This window comes from Kitasatospora sp. Ki12 (genome assembly GCF_054601375.1).
The window spans coordinates 906882-929635 of the sequence record NZ_BAAIHT010000002.1; the positions used below are offsets into that span (position 1 = coordinate 906882).

The 22754-nt window shown below is 73.8% G+C and carries 18 protein-coding genes and 2 pseudogenes; 15 read left to right on the forward strand and 5 right to left on the reverse strand.

The genetic code is table 11. The features are described from left to right. Window positions 1-158: 158 nt before the first annotated feature. Window positions 159-737 (reverse strand): TetR/AcrR family transcriptional regulator, encoded by a 579-nt coding sequence (locus tag ACYP53_RS21610; RefSeq protein ID WP_459648588.1) that lies wholly within the window; start codon window positions 735-737, stop codon window positions 159-161. A 91-nt stretch (window positions 738-828) separates the two neighbouring features. Between ACYP53_RS21610 and ACYP53_RS21615 the strand changes: the two genes are divergently transcribed. The 4 genes from ACYP53_RS21615 to ACYP53_RS21630 all read left to right on the forward strand — a co-directional run bounded on the left by ACYP53_RS21615 (window position 829) and on the right by ACYP53_RS21630 (window position 4330). Beyond that, entirely contained in the window at window positions 829-1275 is a 447-nt protein-coding gene (locus ACYP53_RS21615; RefSeq protein WP_459648589.1) for an anthrone oxygenase family protein, read from the forward strand. Window positions 1276-1612: 337 nt separating this feature from the next. After that, entirely contained in the window at window positions 1613-3028 is a 1416-nt protein-coding gene (locus ACYP53_RS21620) for an eCIS core domain-containing protein (RefSeq protein ID WP_459649804.1), read from the forward strand. 7 nt (window positions 3029-3035) lie between these two features. Continuing rightward, window positions 3036-3848: a toll/interleukin-1 receptor domain-containing protein gene (locus ACYP53_RS21625; RefSeq protein ID WP_459648590.1), complete on the forward strand. Its 813-nt coding sequence runs from the start codon at window positions 3036-3038 to the stop codon at window positions 3846-3848. Between the two features lie 41 nt (window positions 3849-3889). After that, window positions 3890-4330, forward strand: coding sequence for a D-alanyl-D-alanine carboxypeptidase (locus ACYP53_RS21630; RefSeq protein WP_459648591.1), 441 nt, complete (start codon window positions 3890-3892; stop codon window positions 4328-4330). 110 nt (window positions 4331-4440) lie between these two features. On the opposite strand, the gene ACYP53_RS21635 is transcribed toward ACYP53_RS21630, so the two are convergent. Continuing rightward, complete coding sequence (locus ACYP53_RS21635) at window positions 4441-5421, reverse strand: oxygenase MpaB family protein (protein WP_459648592.1); 981 nt, start codon at window positions 5419-5421, stop codon at window positions 4441-4443. 217 nt (window positions 5422-5638) lie between these two features. Here ACYP53_RS21635 and ACYP53_RS21640 point away from each other — a divergent pair, with 217 nt between their 5' ends. Next, window positions 5639-7453, forward strand: coding sequence for an alkaline phosphatase family protein (locus ACYP53_RS21640; RefSeq protein WP_459648593.1), 1815 nt, complete (start codon window positions 5639-5641; stop codon window positions 7451-7453). Between the two features lie 88 nt (window positions 7454-7541). On the opposite strand, the gene ACYP53_RS21645 is transcribed toward ACYP53_RS21640, so the two are convergent. Then, a complete protein-coding gene (locus ACYP53_RS21645) occupies window positions 7542-8183 on the reverse strand; it encodes a DUF4360 domain-containing protein (RefSeq protein WP_459648594.1) in 642 nt (213 codons plus the stop codon). Between the two features lie 439 nt (window positions 8184-8622). Between ACYP53_RS21645 and ACYP53_RS21650 the strand changes: the two genes are divergently transcribed. From ACYP53_RS21650 to ACYP53_RS21670, 5 genes and pseudogenes are all read left to right on the forward strand, one after another. Beyond that, window positions 8623-9024, forward strand: coding sequence for a hypothetical protein (locus tag ACYP53_RS21650; protein WP_459648595.1), 402 nt, complete (start codon window positions 8623-8625; stop codon window positions 9022-9024). Further along, a pseudogene (locus ACYP53_RS21655) lies at window positions 9024-9761 on the forward strand (lanthionine synthetase LanC family protein); the annotation flags it as partial. The gene ACYP53_RS21650 and the pseudogene ACYP53_RS21655, both read left to right, overlap by 1 nt. A 47-nt stretch (window positions 9762-9808) precedes the next feature. Then, a pseudogene (locus ACYP53_RS21660) lies at window positions 9809-10111 on the forward strand (lanthionine synthetase LanC family protein); the annotation flags it as partial. Window positions 10112-10393: 282 nt separating this feature from the next. Then, a complete protein-coding gene (locus ACYP53_RS21665; RefSeq protein WP_459649805.1) occupies window positions 10394-13516 on the forward strand; it encodes a lantibiotic dehydratase in 3123 nt (1040 codons plus the stop codon). A gap of 102 nt (window positions 13517-13618) precedes the next feature. After that, complete coding sequence (locus ACYP53_RS21670) at window positions 13619-14935, forward strand: aldehyde dehydrogenase family protein (RefSeq protein WP_459648596.1); 1317 nt, start codon at window positions 13619-13621, stop codon at window positions 14933-14935. 65 nt (window positions 14936-15000) lie between these two features. Here the strand turns inward: ACYP53_RS21670 and ACYP53_RS21675 are convergent, their stop codons facing one another. Beyond that, window positions 15001-15600 (reverse strand): GNAT family N-acetyltransferase, encoded by a 600-nt coding sequence (locus ACYP53_RS21675; protein ID WP_459648597.1) that lies wholly within the window; start codon window positions 15598-15600, stop codon window positions 15001-15003. Between the two features lie 337 nt (window positions 15601-15937). Between ACYP53_RS21675 and ACYP53_RS21680 the strand changes: the two genes are divergently transcribed. Continuing rightward, window positions 15938-16882, forward strand: coding sequence for a tetratricopeptide repeat protein (locus ACYP53_RS21680; protein ID WP_459648598.1), 945 nt, complete (start codon window positions 15938-15940; stop codon window positions 16880-16882). A 79-nt stretch (window positions 16883-16961) separates the two neighbouring features. On the opposite strand, the gene deoC is transcribed toward ACYP53_RS21680, so the two are convergent. Further along, window positions 16962-17654, reverse strand: a complete 693-nt coding sequence (deoC, locus tag ACYP53_RS21685; RefSeq protein ID WP_189921495.1) for a deoxyribose-phosphate aldolase — start codon at window positions 17652-17654, stop codon at window positions 16962-16964. Between the two features lie 272 nt (window positions 17655-17926). Here deoC and ACYP53_RS21690 point away from each other — a divergent pair, with 272 nt between their 5' ends. The 4 genes from ACYP53_RS21690 (at window position 17927) to ACYP53_RS21705 (ending at window position 22754) form a co-directional block, all read left to right on the forward strand. Then, entirely contained in the window at window positions 17927-18640 is a 714-nt protein-coding gene (locus ACYP53_RS21690; RefSeq protein WP_459648599.1) for a GntR family transcriptional regulator, read from the forward strand. A 211-nt stretch (window positions 18641-18851) separates the two neighbouring features. Beyond that, complete coding sequence (locus ACYP53_RS21695; protein WP_459648600.1) at window positions 18852-20072, forward strand: zinc-dependent alcohol dehydrogenase; 1221 nt, start codon at window positions 18852-18854, stop codon at window positions 20070-20072. After that, a complete protein-coding gene (locus tag ACYP53_RS21700; protein ID WP_459648601.1) occupies window positions 20069-21355 on the forward strand; it encodes an MFS transporter in 1287 nt (428 codons plus the stop codon). Before ACYP53_RS21695 ends, ACYP53_RS21700 begins: the two co-directional genes overlap by 4 nt. Continuing rightward, window positions 21342-22754 carry an amylo-alpha-1,6-glucosidase gene (locus ACYP53_RS21705; protein WP_459648602.1) on the forward strand — a complete coding sequence of 471 codons (1413 nt, stop codon included), beginning with the start codon at window positions 21342-21344 and terminating at the stop codon, window positions 22752-22754. Before ACYP53_RS21700 ends, ACYP53_RS21705 begins: the two co-directional genes overlap by 14 nt.

The following is a 22754-nucleotide window of genomic DNA, read 5'->3' on the forward strand; positions in this document are numbered from 1 at the left end:
CCGTGGGTAGGGGGTGACGCCCGGCTCCTACCCACTGTGCCCGATCCCTCACCTTCCGTGGCACGGTGTGCGATCGGTCCGCCACCGGCACGAGTGACCGGAGGCGATGCCGCGCGCGAGTGTGCAGAAGCGATGCCGTGGCCCACCCGGACGGCACGTCAGACCACGGCGAGCCGGTCCACCAGCAGTTCCACCCTCCGCTCGGTGTCCTCCGGCGGCAGCCGTCCCGCCCGGGTCAGGGTGGCCAGCCCGTGCAGGCCCGCCCAGAACAGCTCGGTGAACAGTGCCGGGTGGACGCCCGCCCCGGCGACCTCGCCGAGAGTCTCCAGCAGCGCGGCGAAGGCGTCCTTCAGCGGCTCCGGGGTCTCCTCGTCCGCGAAGGCCAGGCCGCCGTCGAGCTGGAACATGGCGTCGTAGACCGCCGGATTGCGCTCGGCGAAGTCGAGGTAGGCGCGGGCGAGGGCGGCGACCCGGGCGCGCGGGCCGTCCGCGGCGCGGGCGGCGGCCCGCAGCGCCGCGGCCATCTCGGCGGCGCCCTCCAGGGCGACGGCGCCGATGATCTCGCGCTTGCCGCGGAAATGGCTGTAGAGGACGGGCTGGCTGTACTCGATGCGCTCGGCGAGCCGACGGGTGGTGACCGCCTCCCAGCCCTGCCGCTCGGCGAGTTCGCGGGCCGTCGCCACGATGAGGCGCTCGCGGACGGCCCGTTCGCGCTCCTTGCGTTCCTGTACCGACATGATTCGATCCTAGCACTGCTAGACAACCAAGCGGCAGCAGTACTAGCGTTGCCTCATCAGCTAGCAACGCTAGATTCCAGGAGGGGCAGTCATGCTCGACGCACTTCGGATCGCCACCACCGTGATCGTCGGCCTCATGGTGGGGGTGGAGTTCTCCGTCGCCTTCGTCGTCAACCGGATCCTCGACGCCCTCCCCGAGGACAGCGGCCAACTCGGCCGAAGCCACGGCGGCCGGATGCTCGGCGCCGTCATGCCGTTCTGGTACATCGGCTCGCTCGTCCTGAGCGCCGTATGGGCCGTCGCCGGCTGGCACCACGACGGCGCCGGACTCGTCGTCACCGCCGGCGCGCTGCTGGTCCTCAGCGTGATCATGTCGATCCTGCTGCTCGTCCCGATCAACAACCGGACCAAGATGTGGACCCCCGAGAACCGGCCCGAGGACTGGAAGGAGCAGCTGAACCGCTGGGACCGGTACCACTACGTCCGCATCGCCGTCATCATCACCGCCTTCACCCTGCTGGTCGCCGCCCTCACCTGAGCCCCGGGTGTTGCCCCACGGGGTGCCCGTCGGGGCACCCGGGTCTGCCCTTCGGTCCCTGGCGCTCCGGGCGCCGGGCGCGTATGCAGGAAGGGTCGGTGTTCCTGCGTGGGAAGAGGCCCTCTTGCATGCCCCCTTGCACGCCCGGGACAGCGCCCGGGACAGCGCCCGGGACAGCGCCCGGGACAGCGCCCGGGACAGCGCCCGGGCCCAGGCTGCCGCACGGGCTACCGGACGGGCCGGTACGACGGCCCACCCCTCCCGCCGTGGTGGCGGGGCCGCGCGGCCGGAGCTGATGGGGCTGCAGGCCGCCGTCGGGAACCGGGCCGTCGTCCAGATGCTCGAACGGGACGGACGCAGCGGCGACGCGGTGCAGCGCTCGGCCGTCCATGACGTCCTGCGCACGCCCGGCCGTCCGCTGGACGCCGCCGTCCGCTCCGAGATGGAGGGCCGGATGGGCGCCGACTTCTCCGCCGTCCGGGTCCACGACGACAGCGCCGCCCGCGCCTCGGCGGCCGAGGTCGGGGCCCGCGCGTACACCTCCGGCAACCACGTCGTCATCGGGGAGGGCGGCGGGGATCGGCACACCCTGGCGCACGAGCTCACCCACGTCCTCCAGCAGCGCCGGGGCCCCGTCGCGGGCGCCGACAACGGCTCCGGTCTCAGGGTCTCCGACCCCTCGGACCGGTTCGAGCGCGAGGCCGAGGCCAACGCCGTACGGGTGATGCGCAGGGCGCTGCCCGGGAACGGGCCCGCCATCGCGGAGCCGACCGAGGAGCACACGGACGCGCACGGCTCCGGGCCGCGGGCCGGGGAGGCGGTGGTGCAACGGGCGGCCGCCTTCACGCCGTTCGCCACGACGACGCCCAGCAGCGCGTCGCTCGCCGGCCTCCAGACCGACGTGCTCAACGGAGCCGGCCTGGTCTACCCCGGCGGCGGCACCCTCGGGAACTCGCTGTACCTGGAGCGGATGCTCAGCAACAGCGGTGGCGGCTCGTCACCCGGCGAGCCCGCGGACTTCTCCGTGATGAAGGCGGCCGACCGCAACCTGGTGCGCGCCAACGGCCAGCAGAACGCGGCCACCGCGATGCACGCGATCAACGGCGACTTCGTCGCGGGCGCCAACGACACCGCCTGGAACATCTTCCTGGGCTCCGCCAAGTCCAACACCAACGAGCACTTCACCAAGGTCGAGCGGCCCATCCGCACCGCGATGCAGAGCGGCACCACCGGCCTGGCCGCGGGCTACGAGCAGTGGATCGCCGCCAACCACCCGATCGACCTCGGCGACAAGAAGATCGGCTTCGCCGCCCCGGGGCAGCACGTCCAGGGGGCCGCCACGAGCGCGGCCGCGCTGAAGCCGTACAAGGACACGCACCCGACCGTCACCCACGTCCTGGACCCGGCGGCGCCGCTGAACAACCCCGACGCCAGGTGGCCCAAGCTGATCCACTACCGGGTGACACCGCACTACACCTACAGCAACGATCCCGCACAGTGGCCGCAGTTCCTGAAGGACAACCTGGCGGCGGCCCAGGAACTCGTGGACGAGGAGCAGGCCAAGCCGGCGGCCGAGCAGGACCAGCAGGGACTGGCCAACGAGCTCGCGGCCATGGACATCCTGAAGCTGCGGGCGCACCAGCTCTTCCCCGCCACCTACACCTGCGAGGCGGACTACTACATCGCCTCCTACGACCCGCGGGCCCCCTGGCACCACGGCCACGACAAGGAAACGTACGACGCGGAGATCTGAGGCAGCCTTGAACGACCGGAAGCACGACACCTCCGGGGAGCCGCAGCACCCCGGGGTCTTCCTCGCCCACGCGCCGGCGGACACCGGCCGGGCCGCCGACCTGGACGCCCGGCTGCGTGCCGGGGGCGCCCGGACCGCCCTGGACGAGTCCCGCGACCTCTCCGACGGTCTGCCCGCCGAGCCGGTGCTGCAGGAACTGGGCGCCTGCGACCTGTTCCTGCTCCTCTGGTCCCGGGACGCGGCCGAGGACCCGCACGTCCGGGCGCAGCGCGAGTACGCGGCCTCGTTCGACAAGCCGTGCCTGGTCTGGCCGCTCGACGAGACGGCCCTGCCCCCCGGGCAGGGACGGGAGGAACGGCTCCCGCCCGGCAGCGACGCCCGGGCGGCGGAGGCGGCGGTACACCGGCTGCTGGGCGCCCGGGCCGACGGTGCCCCGGCGGCGCGCCCGGCGGTCGGCGCGGTGGTGGGGCCCGGCCACTGGACGATCGAGAGCGACGCCCGGTCCGGGGAGTCCCTGGACGTCGACCTCACCGCCTCACCCGACGGCTCCGTCGACGGCGGCGACGACGGCGGCGACCTGACGGGCACCCACCGCAGGGCCGGCCTGGAGGGCAAGGTCACCGGCCGCTGGTCGTTCGACCGGACGGAAGGGCGGCTGGACCTGGAGCTGACCTCGGCCTTCGGGCTGCGCCCGGTGCAGGAGGCGCGACGGCTGCGGATCCTGGGCGGCGACGGCGGCAACACCTCCCTCACCGCCGAGGACCTGCACGGCATCGCCGACCCCCGTCACTACCGGCTTACCCCCGGCCGCTCCGACTGACCCCGACCCGTCTCGCCCCGCCCCATCCGCTCAGTTGACCGGTGACCCAGTTCCAGCTCGCCGACGGCCGCGGCGGCGTCTTCGAGGACCGCGCCACCCCGATCGGCCTGGACCAGATCCTCGGCTACTGGCTGCGCACCCCCGACGCGGACGCCTTCCGCCACGCCCTGCCGATCCTGGGCGTCGACGGCTCGCTGGGGATCTCCTGCACCACCGACTGCCCGGCCAAGGGCAAGGTCTTCGCCAATCCCGGCACCATCGTCGGCGCCGACGACCTCAACCAGCGGATCGCCTACAACGCCGAGAACCTGGCCGGCTACCTGGAGACGGACGACGGCTGCCTGCACTTGTTCTTCGTCGGGGTGAACGGCGCCTCGGCCACCGACATCAACGACGTCATCCGGATCTTCGACGACGTCAACCAGGTCGCCGCGCTGCTCCAGGAGCAGGCCTCGGCCGGGCACCGGGCCCAGAAGCACTGACCCCCTACCCCGGCGTTCCGGTGCCCGGGGGGAGGCGGGTGGCCGACGCCGGCCACCCGCCTCCCCCGACGCCAACCGGCCCGCCCGCCCGCCCGCCTGACTCCCCGGCGTCAACCGGCCTGCCGCGGTACGGCGGTGGCCCGGGCGTACGCGGCGGCGCGGATCTGCGAGGGGCCGCAGGCCCACACCAGGAACCGCCCGCCGGTCCGCGCCAGCGGGCGGTCCCAGGACGCACGGACCAACCGGGGCCGCCGCACCGCGAGTTCGGCCCTGGCCCAGGACGGCAGCAGGTCGATCGAGGCGTTCGTCAGCACCCGGACGGCGGCCCGCTCGCGCCGGCTGCGGCCGAACCCCCGCAGCAGCCGGAGCACCTCCAGGGCCGGCGGGGTGACCCGCAACTCCGGCCGGATCCCGGCCAGATAGGCCGCCACCTCGGCGCGGGAACGGGGGACGTCGCGGGCGCCCAGCCGTTCGGCCACCCGCACCGCCTCCGCGTAGTAGCGGTCGGACTCGGCGGCGGTCAGCGGTGTCGCGGCGAAGGCCTGGTAGCCGGTCAGGAAGCAGTACACCTCGGCCGTGTGCACCCAGGTGAGCAGGTGTGGATCGTCGGCGCGGTAGGGGCGGCCGTCCGGTGCCGTGCCGCTGATCCGGGGGTGGATCCGCCGGACACCCGCGATCGCCCGCTCGGCCGCCGCCGTCGATCCGAGCGTGGTGGTGGTGACGAACCGGGCCGTACGGTTGAGCCGCCCGGTCGGGTCGGCCCGGAAGTCCGAGTGGGCGTCGACGGCGGCCATCGCGAGCGGGTGCAGGGACTGCAGCAGCAGCGCCGCGAAGCCGCCGACCAGCATCCCGGCCGGGTGCCCGTGCACCCGCCACACCACGCTGTCCGGGCCGAAGAGGCCCGGGTCGCCGGCCGGGCGGTCGTAGCGCTCCAGGTGGAGGTCCTGGCCGTGCACGGTCGCGTTGATCTCGGCCAGCAGCCCGGCACGCAGCGCGGCGAGCGGCGAGCGCGGCCCGGTCGACGCGCCTGACGGCCCGCTGCCGTTCGTGACTCCGGCCCCGCTTCCCGACCCGCTTCCCGACCCCACCATGGCCACCCCTTCCCGCCCCTCCCCGCCCCGGCCCCCACCGTACCGCCGGTGCCGCCCGGTCCCGCCACCGCTGCCGGCACACGCCCCCTGCCCGAACTTGTCTGACCAAGTTTGCTCGACATTCCCCCGCAGGACAGCCCCGCCCGATACCTCTGTCCCACCCCCTGGCGCACCGCCGGGGGTTCCCACCCTCACCACGACGACACGAGGTACCCCCATGCGACTGCGCTGGAGCACCGTCGGCGGGCTGCTCGCCACCCTCCCCCTGGTCGGCGCGCTGACCGTCGCCGTCCCCGCCACCGCCTCGGCGGCGGGCGGCAGCGGCAACCTGATCGTCAACGGCGACGCGGAGGCCGGCGGCTACTGCACCGGCGACTGGAGCGCCGCCTCCACCGTGCCCGGCTGGACGGTCCAGGCCGGCGGCATCGACGCCGTCTGCCACACGGCGGGCTCCTTCGGCCTGCCGGACGACGGCCGCACGCCCGGCAAGGCCTTCTTCGGGCCGGGCAACTTCGGTGACGGCTCCATGGCCCAGACCGTCGACCTCTCCTCGGCGGCCGCCGCCATCGACGGCGGCGGGGTGCACTACAACCTCTCCGGCTGGCTGGGCGGTTGGACCGTCTACGGCGGATACGCCGCCGTCAGCCTGCACTTCCGGGACGCCGGCGGCCGTCCGCTCGGCGCGACCGCCAAGCTGCCGACCGTCTCGGCGAGCGACCGCGGCCTGAGCACCCGGTTCCTCTCCCGCAGCGCCACCGGGGCCGTCCCGGCGGGCACCCGGTCCGTCCAGGTCGAGGTGCAGTTCCTGTCCACCACGAACGAGACCGGCTACCTGGACAACCTCTCGCTCACCCTCGACACCCCGGTCGCCGCGCCCGCGCCGGTGGCCCCGCCGGCGTCCCGAGTGCCGGGCTACGACCACGTGTTCGTCGTCATGATGGAGAACACCGACTACTCCCAGATCATGAACGACCCCGCGGACACTCCGTTCATCCACAGCCTGATGTCCCAGGGCGCCACCCTCACCGACTCCCACGGCGTCTACCACCCGAGCGACGAGAACTACCTCGCCGTCGCCGGCGGCGACACCTACGCCAAGGGCGCCACCTACTGGCCGAACATCAACTCCCCCCAGCGCAACCTCGGCGACACCGTCGAGGACGCCGGCAAGACCTGGAAGGCCTACGAGCAGGGCATGGGCACGCCCTGCAACACCACCAAGACCTACGACAGCTACTTCATGCCCGACGACGCTCCGTTCATCAACTACACCGACATCAGCGGCAATCCGGCCCGTTGCGCGGCACACCTCGTCGACACCTCGCAGCTCACCACCGACCTGAAGTCGGCCGCCACCACCCCGAACTTCTCCTGGATCGCCGCCGACGACTACTACGACGGCGAGGCCTCCGGCAATGGCAGCGCCACCAGCCTGAAGACGCAGGACGGCTGGCTGCAGCAGACCCTCGCCCCCGTCCTGTCCTCCCCGGCCTGGACCCAGCAGCGCTCGCTGCTCCTGCTCACCTGGGACGAGAGCCAGTCCGAGGCCTACAACCACCTCGCCACCGTCGTGGTCGGCTCCCAGGGCACCGTCCCGGCCGGCACCAGCAGCCCGCTGCACTACGACCACTACGGCATCGGCCGCACCATCGAGTCGGCCCTCGGCCTGCCGGGCCTGACCGGCAACGACACCTACGCGACGCCGCTGAACGCCGCCTTCGCGCCGTCCACCGCGACCCGGCCGACCCTGACCGGCGACCTCGACGCCGTGACGGCCGGCGGGAACGTCACCCTCCGCTACGCCCTGCCGGACACCTCGCAGGCCGGGGCGAAGAACTGGGTCGGCCTCTACCCGTCCGGCGTCACCCCCGGCTCGCGCTCCGCGCTGACCTGGGCCTACACCCCGAACCAGAGCGGCGCCGTCACCTTCTCCACCGGCAAGCTCAACGGCGCGGGCGCGTACGACGCCTACTACCTCGCCAACGACGGCTACACGGTGCTGGCCGGGCCGTTCCCGCTGACGGTCGGCTGACGGCCGGTCCCCCACGCGTCCGGCCCCGGCGGCGCTTCGAGCGTCGCCGGGGCCGGACGGTGCGGACGGTCGCTCGCCCGCCCGGGCGTCAGGGGCAGTGCTTCCAGGCGAGGTGGTAGACGGTGTTGATGTTGCCGTCCGTCGAGTCCATCGTCATGAAGCTGGTGCTCCGGGTCGGGTCCGAGCTGCCGGCCGAGACCCGCAGTTCGGTGTTGATGTTGAAGTTGCGCTCCTCGCCGCAGGGCGCCCAGACCAGGGCCGCGACGGAGACGGTGTCGGTGGCCTGCCAGCTGTCGTCCTGCGGGCCGTTGAACCGGTGGGACGCGTAGGTGGTCTGGGCCTGGCCCTGGAAGTAGTAGTTGGCCCGTTCGGTGCCGTTCGCGCCCTTCTCCAGGTGGGCGAAGCCGCGGTAGTCGGCGGAGGCGATCGCGTAGGTGAAGCCCTGCGGGACGTGCACCCGCAGGTCGAGCTGGCAGTTCTTCCGGAAGTCGGTCGGCTTCGAGCCCAGCCCGACCTGGGCGAGGTAGTCGCTGTAGGTGACGGTGAAGGCGGTGTTGTCCGGGGAGACGGCCACGGCAGCCGTCCCGGCCGGACAGCCGGAGCCGTTGACGGTCGCGACGTCGATGACGATCCGGTCCGGCGGGGTCGGGAGCGAGTCGACGCCGAAGGCCGACGAGCCGGACAGTGAGGCGGCGACGGCGGCCGCGGCGGCCAGCACGCGGAGCAGCATGGGCTTCCCTTCGATCGAGCACGGAGTCCGGGCAGGGTGTCCGCGCAGGGAGTCCGAGCGCGGAGTCGGAGTACGACGTCCGAGCACGGAGTCGGAACCGGAGGCGGCGCGGTGCGGTGGGGTGCGACACGCGATGCCGCGCGATTTGACATGGATATGTCAGCACAACAACGGGCCGCTGCCCAGGGGTGCGGCACCGGAAGAAGCGGTGGCCCGACCCCAGTCGCCACGCGGGCGAACTCCGGCCCCACGAACCCGAGTTCGTCAGCCGGTGACGGACGGCGACGGCGGTCGGGAACGGAGCGTGACGAGGTCAGGGACCGTCAACTGCCGCACCGCCCGTACCCGGTTGCAGCAGTACGCGGGGCTGCCATAGTGGAACTGAGTGGACATACCCGGCAACCATGTCCAGAGGCAACCGGCTCCAGAGGGTTGCACCATGAACGACAGACACGTACACACCGGAATCAGCGACGACCAGTTCGACCTGGACATCCGGGTCAAGGTGGTCACCAAGGCCGTCGACAGCTTCGCCACCAAACGGGGTGACACCGACAGCTGCGCCAGCACCTGCGGCGACGAGTGCACCAACAGCTGCGCCAGTACCTGCGGCGAGGAATGCGCCACCATCAGCGTCCCGGTCGCCGCCGGCGAGACCGAGACCTGTGCGACCTGCGGCTCCTGCACCTCGGAGTGCGACACCGTCCCGGTCAAGTTCTACGAGGACCACTACCTCCTGGAGATCAGTCAGGTCCACGCCGACGGCGTGGTCCGCAGGGTCGCCGGGGACCAGGTCATCCGCCGCGTCGAGCGCGAACCCCGGCCGGCCGGGGACGGCTGATGACCGTAGCGGCACGCCGGGCCGCCCGGTGGCGGCCCGCGGTGGGTGCCCCGCGCGCCGACGCCGCCCGTGCCGCCGCCGAGGACGTGCTCGCCCGGCTGCGCGACCCCGACGCCGCCGAGGCGGCGGGCCGCGCGGGCACGCGGCGGGGGCGTCCGCACTGGACCCCGTACAGCACCGCGCAGGGCGGCTGCGGCCTCGCCCTGGCCTTCGGGCACCTCGACCGCTGCCGGCCCGGCGAGGGCTGGGACCTGGTGGCCCACCGTCACCTCGCCCGGGCCGTCGAGCGGACCGCGCGGGACCCGGTCACCGGGCTGGGCCTCTTCGCCGGCCTCGCCGGGATGGCCTTCACCACCGCCTACCTCGCCGGCGGCCAGGACCGGTACCGGAGCCTGCTCGACGACATCGACCGCGGCCTGTACGACCGGATCCCCCACCGGATCCCCGGCGACGACGGGCAGGGCCTCGCCGTCGGCACCTTCGACCTGGTGTCCGGCTGGACCGGCGTCGCCGCCTACCTCCACTCCCGGCCGCCCGGGCCCGAGCGGAACCGCACGCTCGCCACCCTGCTCGCCCGGCTGGTCGACCTCTGCCGGGCCCCCCGGGAGCCGGACGGGATGCCCGCCTGGCACACCCCGCACGCCCTGATCGCCGACGACGGCATGCGCGCCCGGTACCCGGCCGCGATCGCCAACTGCGGCCTGGCGCACGGCGTCACCGGCCCGCTCGCGCTGCTCGCGCTCGCCCACGCCGACGGCCCGGTGGTCCCGGGCACACCGAGGCGATCCACCGGGCCGCGGCCTGGCTCCGCGCCCGGCACGTCGACGGCCCCCGGGGCGGCGGCTACCCGGCGGTCGTCGCGTACCCGGCGGCGGGCGACGAGCCGGGCACCGCCGAACAGCCGCCCGCGCCGTCGCCGGCCCGCGACGCCTGGTGCTACGGCAGTCCCGGCGTCGCCCGCGCCCTGTGGCTGGCCGGCACCGCCCTGGGCGACCGCGGCCTCACCGACGCGGCCACCGACGCCCTGCGGGCCGTCCTCGCCCGCCCGGTCCCCTGGCGCCGGATCGACTCGCCCGGCTTCTGCCACGGCGTCGCGGGCCTGCTGCAGATCACCCTCCGGTTCGCCGCCGACACCGGGACGGGACGATCCGCGCGGGGGCCGGCCGCCTGGTCGACCAGCTGCTCGCCGCGTACCGGCCGCGATCGCCGTACGGCTACCGCAGTGTCGAGCCCGACGGGAGCCGTGCGGACCGGGTCGGCCTGCTGGAGGGCACTCCCGGGATCGCCCTCGTCCTGCTGGCCGCCGCCACCCCCGAACCGCCCGCCTGGGACCGGTTCTTCCTGCTCTCCTGACCGCCCGCCCGCGACCATGACCACCGACACCCCCCACCTGGACGGCGCCCGGCGACGGCCCACCACCCCGCCGAGCCGCTACCGCGCCCTCGACTTCGTGATGATCCGCGCGCCGATCCTGCCCGTCACCCGCTACCCCGTGCCCGACGCCCCCGGCCCGGAACCCTGCACCACACGGGTCCGGGAGGACGAACTCGCCCGCTGCGCCGTCGCCGTCTCCTCCCTGCCACTGGCGAGCGCGCTGCAACGCCCGCCGGCCGGCGACCGCGACCGCCGGCACCTCGAATCGAGCCTGCTGCGCTACCTCGTCCGGCTCAGCACCCGCCCCACCCCGTTCGGGCTCAGCGCCGGCGCCGCCCTGGGGCGCTGGGGGCCGGTCACCGACGTCCGGCTGGCCGACGACCGGCCGCCCGAACTCCACGCCCGGCTCGACATGCACGCCCTGCTGCACCTCGTCACCACCTTGGAAGCGACCCCGCCGATCCGCCGGGCGACCCGGGTCATCGCCAACCCGGCGGTCCTGCACCGGGCCGGGCGGGTCACCCTGAGCGGCGTCGAGGCGCCCCGGACGGCGGCCGGCGGCGAGAACGTCACCCTCCGGGCCACCGGCGCCGTGCTGCGCGCCCTCGCCCTCGCCCGCTCCCCGATCGGCCACGCCGACCTCGCCGCCGACCTGCTGCGGACCGTTCCCGGGGCGACCCCCGACAAGGTCGACGAACTGCTCCACCGGCTGTGGCGGCACGGCTTCCTGCTGACCGACCTCCAGCCGCCGCTGACCCACCTCGACCCGGCCGGACACGTGCTCGACCGGCTCGGCCGGATCCCGGCGGCCGCCGCCGCCCACGCCGACCTCTCCGCGCTGCTCGCCGCGATCCAGGACTGGCAGAAGCAGCCCCCCGGCAGCGGCGCCGACACCTTCCCCGCGCTCGCCGACCACGCCCGCCGGGTCACCGGCCTCGACACCGGAACGCCCCTCCAGGTCGACACCACGCTGCCCCTCGCGGCCGGCCGGATCTCCCGCAAGGTCGCCGACGCCGCCGTCCGCGCCGCCGACCTGCTGCTCCGGCTCAGCCCCTACCCGGACGGTCCGCCGCACATCGCCGCCTACCGGCGCGCCTTCGCGACCCGCTACGGCACCGACCGCGACGTGCCCGTCCTCGAACTCCTCGACCCCGTCACCGGCCTCGGCACCCCGCCGCCCACCGTCGCCGCGCCCCTCGACCTCGCCCGGGCCGAAACGCTGCACCGCCTCGCCACCGAGGCGCTGCACGACCACCGGGACGTCGTCGACCTCGACCGGTCCACCCTCGACCGGCTCACCCTCCGGGAGGCCGACCCGACCCGGCTGCCGCTCTCGCTCGACCTCTACGCCACCGTCGCCGCCCCGTCCGCCGCCGCCGTCGACGCGGGCGAGTTCCTGCTGGTGGTGGGCGCCAACATCGGCGCCGGAGCCGCCGGACGCAACCTCGGCCGCTTCGCCGGCATGCTGCCCGGCGCCGTCCCCGCCCTCGCCGAGGCCGTCGCCGCGGAACGGGCCCTGGACCCCGGGCGGGTCCTCGCCGAACTGGTCTACCTCCCGGAGAAGGCCCGCTCCGCCAACGTGGTCGTCCGCCCCACCGTCCGCGACCACGAGGTCGGCATCCGGACCAGCGCCGCCGACGGGCCGGCCCGCTTCATCCCGCTCGACGAACTCGCGGTCCGGATCACCGACGGCAGGTTCGCCCTGGTCTGGGACGACGGCACCGGGGCCGTCCGGGAGGTCGCCGTCTGCGCCGGGCACATGCTCAACCACAGCCGCGCACCCGCCGTCTGCCGCTTCCTCGCCGACCTGAGCCACGACCGCACCGCCCTGCTCACCGGCTTCGACTGGGGCCCGGCCCGCGGCTTCCCCCGCCTCCCCCGGATCACCAGCGGCCGGATCGTCCTGCGCCCCGCCCAGTGGCGGATCGACCACACCACGGCCGCCCGGCTCACCGCCCACCCGGACGGCTTCCCCACCGCCTTCGAAGCCTGGCGCCGGCGCTGGCAGCTGCCCCGCCACGCCTACCTGAGCAGCAGCGACGAGGCCGCGGACCACCGCCTCCTGCTCGACACCACCGGGCGCTCCCACACCGAGGAGGTCCGCCGCGCCCTGGCCCACCTGCCGCCCGGCGGCGCCGTCGTCCTCCAGGAGCCCCTCCCCGGACTCGACCACGCCTGGGCCACCGGCCCGGACGGCCCCCACCTCGTGGAGCTCGTCGTCTCCATGACCCGCCGCGCCGCCGCCCCGCCGGCGCCACCACCCCGGCCCCGCCCCGCCCCGGTCAGCCGGGCCGACCGGCTACGGCCCCCTGGCAGCGACTGGACCTACCTCAAGCTCTACGGCGACCGCCAGGAGGAGGACGCCCTGCTCGCCGGCGCCGTCCGGGACCTGGTCGCCGACCTGACGGGGCACACCGACCGCCGGGTCTTCCTGCGCTACGCCGACCCCGACCCCCATCTGCGGCTCCGGCTGCGCGGCGACCCCGGCCGGCTCCTCCCGGCGCTCGGCGACTGGGCGGGTGCCCTGCTGGCCGACGGGTACCTGACCCGGTTCGGCTTCGACGTCTACGACCGGGAGGTCGAACGCTACGGCGGCCTCGCCGGCCTGGACGCCGCCGAGGAGCTCTACACCGCCGACAGCCAGGCCGTCCTCGACCTGCTCGCCCTGCGCCACGGCGGGCGGCTGCCGCTCGACGACACCGCGCTCGCGCTGCTCAGCATCGACGACCTGCTGGCGGGCGTCGGCCTGGACGAGCCGGCCCGGCTGCTCCTCTACCGGCGCCGCTCCCTCCGCGAACGCCTCGCCGGCGCCGAATTCCGCGCCCGCCAGGCCGAGTTCCGCGAGCTGCTGACCACCCCGCCGCCACCCGCCGTGGCCGCCGTCCTCGCCGCACGCCGCCGGCTGCTGGCCCCCGTCGCCGCCCGGCTCGCCGACCTGGACCGGCACGGCCTGCTGGCCCGCCCGCTCCCGGAGCTCTGCGACAGCTACGTCCACCTGCACTGCAACCGCCTGCTGGGCCCGAGCCGCACGGCCGAGCAGACCGCCCTCGACCTGCTCGACCGCACCCGCCGGAGCCTCACCCTGCGTACCGGGGGGACCACGGATGCCGGAAAATGATTGACAAACTCAACCTTTCACCCCTAGGCTCGCCCCATTGCTTCATGTGGTGAAAGTTCCATGTGTCAAGCGCCCCCGACGCCTCGAGACCGCGAGATCCTCATGCACGACACCCTTACCTCTGTGCCTTCTGTGGTCGCCCGCCTGCGGGCCGAATTCGCCACCGGGCGGACCAGGCCGCTCGCCTGGCGGCTGGAGAAGCTGGCCGCCCTGCGGACCATGCTCACCGAGCAGGCCGAGGTGTTCCGGCAGGCCCTGCACGCCGACCTCGGCAAGAACGCCGCCGAGGCGCAGCGCACCGAGATCGGCTTCACGATCAACGAACTCGACCACACCGTCGAGCACTTGGCGCAGTGGCTGGAGCCGAAGCCGGCCGCCGTGCCGGAGTTCTTCCGGCCCGCCGAGGCCCGGGTCGTCCGTGACCCGCTGGGCGTGGTGCTGATCATCGCGCCCTGGAACTACCCGCTGCAGCTCGCCCTGGCCCCGCTGGTCGGCGCCCTGGCCGCCGGGAACACCGCCCTCGTCAAGCCCAGCGAGCTCGCCCCCGCGACCTCCGCGGCCATCGCCGAGCTGCTGCCGCGCTACCTCGGCGAGGAGGCGGTCGCGGTCGTCGAGGGCGCCGTGCCGGAGACCACCGCCCTGCTGGAGCAGCGCTTCGACCACATCTTCTACACCGGCAACGGCGCCGTCGGACGGATCGTCATGACCGCCGCCGCCAAGCACCTGACCCCGGTCACCCTGGAGCTCGGCGGCAAGAGCCCGGTCGTGGTCGAGCCCGGCGCCGACCTCGCCGTCACCGCCCGGCGGATCGCCCGCGGCAAGTTCCTCAACGCCGGCCAGACCTGCGTCGCCCCGGACTACGTCCTCGCCATCGGCGACACCGCGCCCGTCCTGGAGGCGGAACTGGCCGAAGCCGTCCGGGAGTTGTTCGGCGAGAAGCCGGCCGAGAGCGCGGACTACGGGCGGATCGTCAACGAGCGCCACTTCGACCGGCTCACCGCGCTGCTGGACGGCGGCCGGACCGTCGTCGGCGGCGACCACGACCGGGCCGCCCGCTACCTCGCGCCGACCGTCCTCGCCGACGTCCCGGCGACCGCCCCGGTCATGCAGACGGAGATCTTCGGCCCGGTCCTGCCCGTGCTGACCGTCCCCGACCTGGACGCGGCGATCGCGTTCATCAACGAGCGCGACAAGCCGCTCGCCCTGTACGCGTTCACCGAGTCCGCGGACACCAAGCGCCGCCTCGCCGAGGAGACCTCCTCCGGCGCGCTCACCTTCGGCCTGCCGGTCTCGCACCTGGCGATGCCCGAGCTGCCGTTCGGCGGGGTCGGTGAGAGCGGCATGGGCCGCTACCACGGCGAGTACTCGATCGACACCTTCAGCCACCTCAAGGCCGTCGTCGACAAGCCGCTCGACTGACCGCGCGGGCCCCGGTCCGCCCAGCGCTTCCGGCCCTTGGTCGGATCGGACCGGGCGGGCCGGGGTCAGGCGGGGCCGGGGCCGGCCGGGACGGGCATGGCCCGCCAGGTGTCCGCGAGCACCTCCATGGTCACCAGCCGCATGGTGGTGTCGGCCTCGGGGAAGTACCGCTCGGTCTCGCCGGTGGGGGTGAAACCGAAGCGGGTGATCGCGCGGACCGCGTCGGTGTTCTCCACGGACGTCATGCTCCACACCCGGGCGAGGCCGAGTTCGGCGAAGGCCAGCTTCAGCATCAGCCAGCCGATATCGGGGGCGCAGCCGGAGCCGCGGAGGTGCCGGGCCATGGTGAAGACGCCGGAGTACCCGGTGGTGTCGTCCTCGACGTCGAGGCGGATGCCGCCGACGGGGCGGTGGTCGTCCCGGAGGCAGGCGGCCAGCTGGTAGTGCCGGCGCGGCACCTCGGCCGCGGTCGCCATCGCGTCGTCGAGCTTGCGCCGGATCCGGGCGTCGTCCATGACGCCGGTCGAGAGGTGGCGCATCCCGGCCGGGTCACCCCAGACCAGGCGCATGGCGTCGAGGTCCTCGGCGCGGTGGTCCCGCAGCCGGACGAGGGCGGTCTCCAGGACCGGCAGGGTCGTGGGCGGACGGACGGGCATGCTGTTCATGATCGAACCCTAACGAGCTGGTAGGTGGGCGGTGCTTCGGGCCCGCCCGGTCGGCACCCGTAGGAGACCAGCCGTGAGTAGACGTCCGGTCAACGTCGCCGGGCCGGGACCGGCTCCAGGGTGGGCACGTTGCCGGCTCCAGGATGGGCGCGTTGCCGGCTCCAGGGGCAGGGATTCCGCCCGGAGGGGGGGTGGAATCGCGCGCCCGGGTTTTCCCGGTCGGGCCGATCGCCGTACGGAGCGGTAGGTTCACGGATCCACCACGGCCGGAATCGCGACCTGAATGTGTCATTCCGGGGTCTGTCCGAAAATCGCCCCGGGGCCTAGGCTGCGGCGCGTGTCGCTCTTCCGAAGAACCCGCGCCTCCGGGCCGAGCCTGCGCCCCGAGCTCGACGACGTCGAACTCGGCCGCGTACGGCGCCAACTCAAGTCCCCGGGGCTGCCCGGCCAGAGCGCCATCCAGGTCGACCAGGTCGAACGGCTGCTGCGGGAGACCGGCACGGACTGGGACCGGCGCGGGCACCGCTTCGCCGTACTCGCCGAGACGACCGCGCCCTCCTCGCTCGCGAAGAACTGGCGATTGCGTCGCCCGCAGAATCCGGACGCGCAGATATTCGAGGCCTGGGTCGAGCTCTTCCGTGGCCGGTACGCCGGACGGATGGAGGATCCCCGCGCGGCGGCCGACAACTGTTACCGCGCGGCCGAAATCTCACCCGAGGATCCGATGCCGTGGGTCGTCCTGCTCGGAATTCTGCGGCTGATGGGCGCCCAGTCCCGCGACGTGGTCGCGGTCTGGCAGGAGGTGACCGCGCGCGACCCGTGGAACCGTGAGGCCCACCTGCAGATGCTGCGCTACCTCTCCCCGGAGGAGTGCGGCTCCCGCAGCGCCCAGCTCAACTTCGTGGACACCGTCCGGTCCTCGGCGCCGCCGACCGCGCCGGCGGCCGGCGTGGAACTGACCGCCCTGGTGGACGAACACGCCCGTACGACCGCCGGAGGCGGCGTCGAGGCCCTGCTGGTCCGCCGCCAGTGGACGCACGGCCGGGCGGTCAGCGCGCTCGGCACCGCCCTGCACGAGTGGACCCGGCCCGGCGGCCTCGACCACGCGGCGGCCGCGGCCGACCTCAACCTGCTGGCCTTCGCCCTGATCCAGGCGGGCCGCCCGCGCGAGAGCGCCGACGCCTTCCAGCTGATCGACAACGCGGTCACCGCGTGGCCGTGGAACCTCCTCGGCGATCCGGTCCAGCAGTTCACCTACTGGCAGTCCCGAACGGCGGCCTGAGGCCCGGCCGTTCGGAGGGCCGGGCCGGGGATCAGGCGGGACCGGGGATCAGGCCCCGGGGATCAGGCCGGACCGGGGATCAGACGGCGGCCCGGCGGGCGGCCAGGTCGTCCAGGATGGTGGCGGTCGCGGTCGCGCCGAAGCGTTCGGCGCCGGCGGCCACGAACTCCAGCATGCGGTCCAGGGTGCGCACCCCGCCCGCGGCCTTGACCCTCATGTGCGCGGGAACGTTCGCCCGCATCAACCGGACGTCCTCCAACGTCGCGCCACCGGGCGCGAAGCCGGTCGAGGTCTTCACGAAGTCGGCGCCGGCCAGCGTGCTGAGCCGGCAGGCGCGCAGCTTCTCCTCGTCGTCGAGGTAGGCGTTCTCGAAGATCACCTTGGTGAGGCCGACACCCCCCGAGGCGTCGACGACCGCCGCGATGTCCTCCCGCACCGCGTCGTCCTCCCCGCTGCGCAGCAGGCCGATGTTGAGCACCATGTCGAGTTCGGTCGCACCGGCCGCCAGGGCGTCGGCGACTTCGCCCGCCTTGACCGCCGTGGTGGAACCGCCGTGCGGGAAGCCGATGACGGTGCCGACCGCGACCGCGGTGCCGTCGAGCGCCTTGACCGCGAGGGCGACGTCGGCGGGCCGCACGCAGACCGAGGCGACGTCGTAGGTCGCGGCGAGCTCACAGCCGAACAGGACCTCGGTGGTGGTGAGTTCGGGCCGCAGGAGCGAGTGGTCGATCATCTTGGCGAGCTGCCGGACGTCGATTCCGGTGGAGTCCATGAGCCTGTCCTAGGGGTGAGGCAAGGTCGCGTCCCACCGGTCGGGGCCGCCCGATCCGGGTGCGACAGCGCGGACGGTTCGACGATAACCTGAACCTGTCTAGCCGTCTATACAGCTCCGGAAGGGTGCACCCGGCGCCGAGATGTGACGCAGATCACCGTGCACGCCTCTTGCCCTTGGCGCATTTCACTGCGGATTGTCCCGCTCTGTACTGGTCTACTCTGGTTGACTAGACAGCTAGACGGCGTAGTCTCAATTTCGGAGGAGCCATTTTGGAAACGGATTTCGCACCCAGGTACCACCGGATCGAACAGGCCCTCCGAAACAGGATCGCCAAGCATCGACCGCACGACCCCCTCCCGTCGGAGACGGAGTTGTGCGAGGAATTCGGGGTGAGCCGCATGACCGCCCGAGCGGCCGTTCAACGGCTCGTCACGGAAGGCCTGGTGTACCGGATCTCCGGACGCGGCACATTCGTCGCGGAGCCGCCGACCCACCGTCGCGCGGAAAACCTGGTCCGTTTCAGCGAGGAAATGCGCAGACAGGGCCGGAAGCCCTCGTCACGAATGATTTCCGCGGTACTCCGCGACGCCCTTCCGGAGGAGACCGACCGGCTCCGGCTGCGGAGGTCCGCGCAGGTCGTGGAGGTCGGCCGGGTGCGGCTGGCCGACGGGATCCCCACCGCGCTGGAGCGGGCGGTGTTCCCCGAGGACCTCACCGCCCTGCTGGAGGTCGACTTCCGGACGGCCTCGATGCACGAGACGCTCGCCGGGCTCGGCCGGACGCCGACCCGCGGGCACTCGTCCATCAGGGCCGCCACGGCCGACGAGCGGGAGGCGGAGCTGCTGGCGGTGGCTCCGGGCACCGCCCTGCTCGTCGAGCAGCGGCTCATCACCGACCAGGACGAGCGCCCCTTGGAGCTCACCGAGTCCCGGTACGTGGGCGACAGGTACGCCCTGGACGTCGCCTTCGAGGTCGATTCCTGAGGCAGGCGACACCTCGGGAGCCATTCGGCCGTCCGGCCATCCGGCCATTCATTCATTTGTGCGACCCGCGAGTCGAGCAACGACGCCGACTGCACCACGCGGGATGAATTCCGACGGGGAACTGTCCGATCGGCGGCCGACAAAGCCCGGTCCGATGGCGGCAGTGGAATGCCATGCAGGCGTGGAGGGAAAAACCGTGTACGCGTATCTGATGACCTCGCCCGGAGAGATCAACCGCACCCTGGTGCCCGATCCGGAATGCCACGAGGACGAAATCCTGCTGGAGACCGAGGCGGTTTCCATCTGTTCGACCGACGTCTCGTACTTCCGCGGCCACCTCTTCGCGGAGGAGTGGCCGATCATTCCCGGGCACGAATACGTGGGAAGGGTCGTCGAGGTCGGCAGGCGGCTCCGGGACGACGTGCGGCCGGGCGACCGGGTGACCTACTGGGGGCAGACCGACTTCGGCGGGATGGCCGAGTACCGGGCGCTGCGGCCGCTCTTCCCGGGCCGGCTCGGCGTGGAGACCGCCTGGTACACCGGGCGCAACTTCTACGACGCCGACCAGGCCGCGGCCGTCGTCCTGCCGTCGCACGTGCCCTCGGACCTGGCCTCCGTGATCGAGCCGCTGACCTCGGTCCTGCGGTCGTTGCTGCTCAACCCCCCGAAGCCCGGCGACACCTGCGTCGTCCTCGGCTGCGGCCCCAGCGCCCAGCTGGCCGTCCAGGTGCTCCACCGCCACCTCGGCGCGGGCTCGATCACCGTGCTGGACCGCAACAGCGACCGGATGGACGTCGCGCTGCGGCACGGCGCCTCCCGCGCCTTCAACACGGACACCCAGGCGGAGGAGCTCGAAGCGTACGTGCGCGAGCACCACGACCAGTACGCGGACTACGTGTTCGACGCGCTGCCCCACATCTCTGCGCCGGCCCGCCCAGGCGGAGCCGCCGCCGGGCAGGCCGGCACCCCGGGCAAGGACATCCGGGAGATCGCGATGGGCCTGCTGCGCCCCGGCGGCTCGTACGTCATCTACGGGGCGACGGCCGTCCCGCAGCGGCTCAACACCTGGATGATCCTCGCCAAGGGCCTGAAGCTGCTCTCCACCCCCTTCGACGTCCGCTCGTTCCCGATGGCCCGCTCCGCGCACGTCACCGCCGTGGCCCTGCGGCTCGTCGAGTCGGGCCTGGTCGACCCCGCCCCGCTGATCACCACCCGGGCCTGCCTCGACGACGAGGACGCCGTGCGCGAGGCGTTCACCGGCTACGGTCGGGGCGCGTCGATGAAGACCTCGCTGCTCGCCCCCTCCGTCCTCCTCGACCACGTGCGCCGCACGGCCGCCGCGGCCGGCAGCGTCTCCGCCCTCGGCCACGGCCACGGCGACGCGGTCCCCGCCGGCGGGGCCTTCGCCGAGCAGACCGGGATACCCGGGTGACCGGGACCGAGGCCCCGCCGACCCCCGATCACCGCACCCCCGCCTTCGTCCGCGACCGGCTGACCACCACCGCCTACGGCGGGCTGGCCGTCTACGCCTACCTCCTGTACGCCCTCGGCCCGCTGCTGCCGCTGCTGCGCCAGGACCTGCGGCTGAGCTACGCCCTGATGAGCCTGCACTCGACGGCCTTCGCCGCCGGCGCGATCCTCACCAACCTGCTGTTCCGCCGGATCCGGACGCGAGTGGGCCACCGGGTGCTCTTCTGGTCCGCGCTCGCGGCCCTGGCCCTGGGGTCGCTCCTCCTGGCGACCGGACTCTCCGCCGCCGTCACCCTCACGGCGGCGGCGCTGGGCGGCATCGGCGGAGCGCTGCTGCAGACCACGGCCCTGGCGGTGCTGGCCGAGCACCACGGCGCGCACGAGTCGCTGCGGGCGCGGGCCCTGGTCGAGGCCAACGCGGCCGCGAGCGTCAGCGCGGTCGCCGCGCCCCTGGTCATCAGCGGCTTGGAGGGTGCCGGGGTGGCCTGGAACTGGTGCCTGGTCCTGCCCGCCCTCGCGCTGGCCGCCATGTACCCGGCGCTCCGCGACGAGCCGCTGCGGCCGCGCACCGCGCCCTCCGGCCGCTCCGACCGCTCCGAGGTGGCCACCGCGGACGCGGCGGACGCCCCGGAGCCGGACCGGCCGACGGGCTCGTTCCCGCTCCGCGCCGCCCTGTGCGGCCTCGTCGTGGGCTTCGAGTTCTGCCTCGCCTACTACGCCGCGCCCCTGCTCACCAGCGCCGTCCACCTGACGGACAACCAGGCCTCGGCGGCGCTGGCCCTGTTCTACGGGGGCGAGCTCGCGGGCCGTCTGGCGGGGAGCCGGCTGACGGCCGGCACCGGTTCGGCCCGCCCGGCCGCCCTGGTGGCCGGCTCCCTGACCGTCGCGGCCGCCGGGTTCCTCGCCCTGTGGCTCGCCCCCACCACCTGGCTCGCCCTGCTGGGCCTGGTCCTGGGCGGGCTGGGGGTCGCCAACCTCTTCCCGCTGACCCTCTCGCTCGCGGTGAGCGCGGCGCCCGGCCGCATCGACCAGGCCACGGCCCGCGTCCAACTCGCGGTCAGCACCTGCATCATGCTCGCGCCCCTGCTGCTCGGCACCCTGTCCGACCACCTCGGCGTCCGGTCGGCCTTCGGCCTCGCCGGCTGCCTGCTGCCCGCCGCCGCGCTGCTGCTCGCCGCCGGCCGGCGCCGCCCGCTCCCCGCCGCCGCGTCCTCCTCGGGAGTCACCCCGCATGTCCCTCGTTGAAAGCTCCGCGCCCCTCGTTGAAAGCTCCGCCCGGGCCCGCGACACCCTGGCCCGCAACCACCGCACCGGGTTCTCCCGGGCCGCGCAGCGCCACTACGACTTCACCTGCCCCTCCCCCGACAGCTACCCCTTCCAGTGGGCCTGGGACAGCAGCTTCCACGCCATCGCCCTCACCCACCTCGACACCCGCCGGGCCCGGGACGAACTGCGCTCCCTGCTCAGCGCGGTCACGCCCGCCGGCTTCCTGCCGCACATGGTGCTCTGGCAGGACGACCTCAGGCCGCGCGCCACGGCGGACTTCAGGATCGACCTCTGGGAGGGGTGGCGATCCGTCACCATCGCACCGCCCGTGGTGGCCCGAGCCGTCGAGCGGGTGTACCGGGCCACCGGTGACGAGCTCTGGCTGCGCCGCGTCCTGCCGCCGACGCTGGCCTTCTTCGGCTGGCTCGCGGAGCACCGTACGAGCCCCGGCACCGGCCTGATCGAGATCTACCAGCCCGACGAGTCCGGCCTGGACAGCAGCCCCAAGTACGACGCCGCCCTCGGCATCGGGTCGGTCTCCGGGGACGACGTGCACACCGCGTGGCACAGCGCGATGCGTTCCCTGATCACGGCGTACGCCTCCCCCGCCCGCACGCCCGAGACCCCGCTCCGCGACCGGCGGCTGTTCGTCTGGAACGACGTACTGGTCAACACCGTCTACGCCGACGGGCTGGCCTGCCTGGCGCGCCTCGTCCGGACGGTCGGATCGAACGAGCGCACCGCGGACCGGCTGGCCGAGCAGTCCCGGGCGATCGGCGCCGCGCTGATGCGGCACTGCTGGGACGAGGACGGCGGGGCCTTCCACGACCTCGACCTCGTCGCCGGCAAGCGCTCCGAGGTCCTCACCGCCAGTTCGCTCGTGCCGATCCTCCTCGACTCGGTGCCGGACACCGCGGCGCGCCGGGTCATCGAGCAACACCTGCTGAACGAACGGGAGTTCTGGCGGCCCCACCCGGTGCCCAGCGTCGCCGCCACCGAGCCGTCCTACGACCCCTCGTTCCGCACCGGGGCCATCTTCCGCGGCTCCAGCTGGGTCAACCTCAACTGGTACCTGTACTGGGGCCTGCGCCGACGCGGCTACCGCGCGGAGGCCGACACGCTCGCGGCGCGCACCTGCGCGCTCGTCGCCGCCTCGGGCACCCGGGAGTGCTACGGCCCGGAGGACGCCGAGGGGCACGGCGCGCGCTCCTTCGGCTGGAGCTCCCTCGTCCTGGACCTGGCCTCCGCCATGGCGACGGAGCCCCACGCGATGGCGGAGGCCCACGCGGCGGCGAAGACTCACGCGATAGCGGAGACTCACGCGGCGGCGAAGACTCACGCGGTGGCGGAACCGGCCGGGACGACGGAAGGGCGCTGA

What these genes read in the sequence shown, in the direction of transcription:
- ACYP53_RS21670 (WP_459648596.1), top strand. Translation starts at nt 13,619, where the DNA reads ATGCACGACACCCTTACCTCTGTGCCTTCTGTGGTCGCCCGCCTGCGG.
- ACYP53_RS21640 (WP_459648593.1), top strand. Translation starts at nt 5,639, where the DNA reads ATGCGACTGCGCTGGAGCACCGTCGGCGGGCTGCTCGCCACCCTCCCC.
- ACYP53_RS21675 (WP_459648597.1), bottom strand. Translation starts at nt 15,600, where the DNA reads ATGAACAGCATGCCCGTCCGTCCGCCCACGACCCTGCCGGTCCTGGAG.
- ACYP53_RS21615 (WP_459648589.1), top strand. Translation starts at nt 829, where the DNA reads ATGCTCGACGCACTTCGGATCGCCACCACCGTGATCGTCGGCCTCATG.
- ACYP53_RS21695 (WP_459648600.1), top strand. Translation starts at nt 18,852, where the DNA reads ATGACCTCGCCCGGAGAGATCAACCGCACCCTGGTGCCCGATCCGGAA.
- ACYP53_RS21705 (WP_459648602.1), top strand. Translation starts at nt 21,342, where the DNA reads ATGTCCCTCGTTGAAAGCTCCGCGCCCCTCGTTGAAAGCTCCGCCCGG.
- ACYP53_RS21645 (WP_459648594.1), bottom strand. Translation starts at nt 8,183, where the DNA reads ATGCTGCTCCGCGTGCTGGCCGCCGCGGCCGCCGTCGCCGCCTCACTG.
- ACYP53_RS21665 (WP_459649805.1), top strand. Translation starts at nt 10,394, where the DNA reads ATGACCACCGACACCCCCCACCTGGACGGCGCCCGGCGACGGCCCACC.
- ACYP53_RS21620 (WP_459649804.1), top strand. Translation starts at nt 1,613, where the DNA reads ATGCTCGAACGGGACGGACGCAGCGGCGACGCGGTGCAGCGCTCGGCC.
- deoC (WP_189921495.1), bottom strand. Translation starts at nt 17,654, where the DNA reads ATGGACTCCACCGGAATCGACGTCCGGCAGCTCGCCAAGATGATCGAC.
- ACYP53_RS21610 (WP_459648588.1), bottom strand. Translation starts at nt 737, where the DNA reads ATGTCGGTACAGGAACGCAAGGAGCGCGAACGGGCCGTCCGCGAGCGC.
- ACYP53_RS21650 (WP_459648595.1), top strand. Translation starts at nt 8,623, where the DNA reads ATGAACGACAGACACGTACACACCGGAATCAGCGACGACCAGTTCGAC.
- ACYP53_RS21635 (WP_459648592.1), bottom strand. Translation starts at nt 5,421, where the DNA reads ATGGTGGGGTCGGGAAGCGGGTCGGGAAGCGGGGCCGGAGTCACGAAC.